This window comes from Dietzia sp. DQ11-71 (assembly GCF_014144995.1).
GTDB classification, from domain to species: Bacteria; Actinomycetota; Actinomycetes; order Mycobacteriales; family Mycobacteriaceae; genus Dietzia; species Dietzia kunjamensis.
Map to the genome: position 1 here is coordinate 1 of NZ_JAALDT010000359.1, position 3,363 is coordinate 3,363.

General features: G+C 69.8%; 5 protein-coding genes. 2 read left to right on the forward strand and 3 right to left on the reverse strand.

Annotation, left to right across the window (positions count from 1 at the left end):
* The 3 genes from G6023_RS12540 to G6023_RS12550 all read right to left on the reverse strand — a co-directional run.
* Nucleotides 1–218 (reverse strand): hypothetical protein (locus G6023_RS12540; RefSeq protein ID WP_182635801.1); only part of this gene is annotated, 218 nt, incomplete at its 3' end.
* An 8-nt stretch (nt 219–226) separates the two neighbouring features.
* Entirely contained in the window at nt 227–616 is a 390-nt protein-coding gene (locus G6023_RS12545; RefSeq protein ID WP_120284708.1) for a DUF2304 domain-containing protein, read from the reverse strand.
* On the reverse strand, nt 613–1,365 hold the full coding sequence (locus G6023_RS12550) for a polyprenyl-phospho-N-acetylgalactosaminyl synthase PpgS (protein ID WP_182635803.1): 753 nt from the start codon (nt 1,363–1,365) through the stop codon (nt 613–615). Before G6023_RS12550 ends, G6023_RS12545 begins: the two co-directional genes overlap by 4 nt.
* Nucleotides 1,366–1,428: 63 nt before the next feature.
* On the opposite strand from G6023_RS12550, the gene G6023_RS12555 reads away from it, so the two are divergent.
* Both G6023_RS12555 and G6023_RS12560 read left to right on the forward strand, forming a co-directional pair.
* Nucleotides 1,429–2,325: a glycosyltransferase family 2 protein gene (locus tag G6023_RS12555; RefSeq protein ID WP_067711529.1), complete on the forward strand. Its 897-nt coding sequence runs from the start codon at nt 1,429–1,431 to the stop codon at nt 2,323–2,325.
* A gap of 100 nt (nt 2,326–2,425) precedes the next feature.
* On the forward strand, nt 2,426–3,363 hold a 938-nt coding region (locus tag G6023_RS12560; protein WP_182635804.1), incomplete at its 3' end, for a DUF222 domain-containing protein.

A 3,363-nucleotide genomic window follows, 5' to 3' on the forward strand; every position in this document is an offset into this window, starting at 1 on the left:
GAGGCGGGGCGCAGGAGGGCGCGGAACTCGTCGTCGTCGTCGATCCGGGCGAGACCCCCGCGCGCCCCGGCGTCCCCACCGGCGGCGTCACCCACCCTGCTCGTTCCGGGCTGGGCACCGGCATGGAGGACCGCGTCGAGTCGTCCGCGCGCCACCTTGAGGCGGCGTCGCAGGCGCGCGGCCTCGCTGCGGACGTCCTCGTTCGCGCCCTCGTCCACGGCTGCTGTCAGGACCGCATCGGGTCGTCGTCGTCCGGGGCCGGCTTCATGACCACCGCATCGACCTTGTCATCGGGCCGCACCGCGTGCTGCAACGCGATCGTCCGCGCCAGGCGCGAGTACCGCAGTTCCTGCTCGCGGAAACGAACGTAGGTGGACACCGTCACGAACGCGAAGCCCATGACCAGCGCGTACAGCACCAGGTCCGTGCCGCGCTGCACCCCGAGCGCGTTGGCGACCACGGTGAGGTCGTCGGGCCGGATCACGGCGTAGACCATGAACACGACGAACAGCACGAAGCCGATCTTCACACCGGCCTTCGCACGCGCCTTGCGGCGGTTGGCCAGAAAGAACACGACCAGCGCGGCGCCGGCCAGCAGGAGCAGGACCTTGATCATCGGGGCAACCTCTTTCCCACGAACCCGTCGGAGAGGATGTTGATGCCGTTGAGCAGCGACTGGCCCTTGGACATCGAGTACTCGGTGTAGAGGATGTCGACCGGCTGCTCGGCCACCCGCCAGCCGCGACTGTCCATGAGCTCCACGAACTCGCTGGCGTGGCTCATCCCGTTCATCCGCAGGTTGAGGTCCTCCGCGACGCGACGGTTGAACACGCGCAGACCGTTGTGGGCGTCGGTCAGACCCAGCCGCCGGGTGCGCGGGCTGAGCAGCACCACGGTCCGCAACACGAGGCGCTTGATCAGCGGCACCTGGTCGTCGTCGCGGCGGGGGCGCCCGAAGCGCGTGCCCACGACGATGTCCACCGGCTCGGAGCGCACCCGCTCCACCATGGCCAGCACGTCCTTGACCTGGTGCTGCCCGTCGGCGTCGAAGGTGACGAAGTAGCGGGCCCCCGGCTGGGCGCGGGCGTACTCCACACCGGTCTGGATGGCCGCGCCCTGGCCCAGGTTCACCGGATGGCGGACCAGGTGCGCACCCGCGCGGTGGATCGCCGCAGCCGAGTTGTCCGCCGACCCGTCGTCCACCGCCACGATGTTGGGGAACGTCCCACGCGCCGAACGGAGCACCTCCTCGATCACGGTGCCCTCGTTGAAGCACGGGACGATCAGCCACACGTCGTGGTTTCGGACGTCCTCGTTCCGGCCCGCCGAGTCGCCGCCTGGGTGCTGCTCACTGTCACTGCTCATCGGAGGTCGATACTATGCGACCGGACGGACAATCCGGTGACGAGAAGGACGGCGGTTCCCCTGATGGCCATCGACGTGATGCTCCCCTACTACGGGGACGTCGACCACTTCAAGAAGGCCGTGGACAGTGTCCTGGCGCAGAGCTACCGCGATTTTCGGTTGGTCGTGGTGGACGACGGCTACCCGGATCCGGAGCCGGCCCGCTACATGGGCGAGATCACCGCGCGCGACGAGCGGGTGACCTACGAGAAGAACGAGACCAACCTCGGCGCGAACGGCAACTACCGCAAATGCGTGGACATGGTCACCGCGCCGACCGTGGTGATCATGGGCGCCGACGACATCATGCTGCCCAACTACCTGCAGGTCGTGGCAGACGGGTTCGCCGCCGTGCCGGATGCCGCCGTGATGGAGGTGGGGGTCAGCGTCATCGACGAGCACGGCGCGCCCGTCCGGGGGCTGTCCGACTCGGTGAAGGCGTTCACCCAGCCCAAGGCGCAGGGCCGCACCGTGCTGCACGGCGAGAAGCTCATGACCTCGCTCATGCACGGCAACTGGACCTACTTCCCGTCGCTGGCGTGGAACTCCGAGTGGGTCAAGCGGATCGGGTTCCGTGAGGGTCTGGACGTGGTGCAGGACCTCGCGCTGCTGGTTGACGTCATCACCGGGGGCGGCCACATGATCTACGACCCCACCCTGGCGTTCCTCTACCGCCGGCACTCGGCGTCGGACTCGTCGGTCCGCGCCCTCGACGGTCGGCGGTTCGACGAGGAGGCCCGCTTCTTCGCCGGTGAGGCCGACGCGTTCGCCGCCCGCGGCTGGAAGAGCGCCGAGCGGGCCGCGCGCCTGCACGTCACCTCGCGGCTCAACGCGCTGTCGCTGATCCCGACCGCGGCCAGGGCCGGCAAGCTGACCGAGGGCGGCAAGAAGCTGCTCGGGCACACGTTCCGCAAGTTCTGACTGCCCGCCGGGGTCGGGACGGTCGCGGCTGCGTTCCTCTTTAGTCGGCGTGAACTGGGACGACGGGTTCGTGTCGTACCCAGGTGATCTAATCGAACACATGAGCGACACCGGGATGCGAGCCACGGCCAGCAGGGAGCTGACCGCCGCGCTGTCCGCGCTCGATGCCCACCTTGAGCGCGACTGGGCAGAGGTGTCACCGGCCGAACTGCACGCCGAACTGGTCGCCCTCGAACAGGCCCAACGCCGCATCCGCGCCTCCCAGGCCCGCGTCATGTCCACCGCCCGTACCTCGGGTACCGCGCGGCAGATGGGATTCGTCAACGAGCGACAGATGCTCACCGGCGGCCTGGGCCTGGCCCCCGGGGAAGCGCGCAGTCGACTCGACGACTCCGCCATCGCCGACACCGCCCGCATGCGCGCCACTGCCGAGGGCACCCTGTCCGCCGGGCACCTCAGGATCATCAACGCCGCCCTGGCAGCCCTGCCCGACGACTACGACGACGAGGCGCGCGCACACCTGGAAGCGCAGCTGATCGCCCTGGCCGCCGACCAGTGCACGACCCGCCGCCTCCAGGAACACGCGCACCGACTCCTGGACGCTGCCGATCCGGGGCGCACCGAGCGCGGCGCAGCAGAGCGAGCCCGCCGCCGCTCGGTCACGTGCGGCGGCCAGGGACTGGACCTGATGGCCCGCGCGACGATGACCATGGACCCACAACTGGCCGCGCTGATGCGCGAAGTCCACGCCCGATGGGGCCAGCCCGGCCGCCTGTGGCCCGACCCCGAGGAGAAGGACACCCGCACCGACGGTCAACGCATGCACGACGCGATGGTCCACGCCCTTCAACTGGCCCTGTCCGCAGATGCCGCCAAGACCGGGGCACCGGCGGCAATCGTGGTCCGCGTGGACCTCGACCAGCTCGCCACGCTCGCCGGCTGCGGCGAGACCGACGGCGGGATCCGCGTACCCGTGCCCCAGGCGCTGGCCATGGCCCGCGGCAACCACTGGTTCCTGGCCCTGTGCGACAAGGAGAT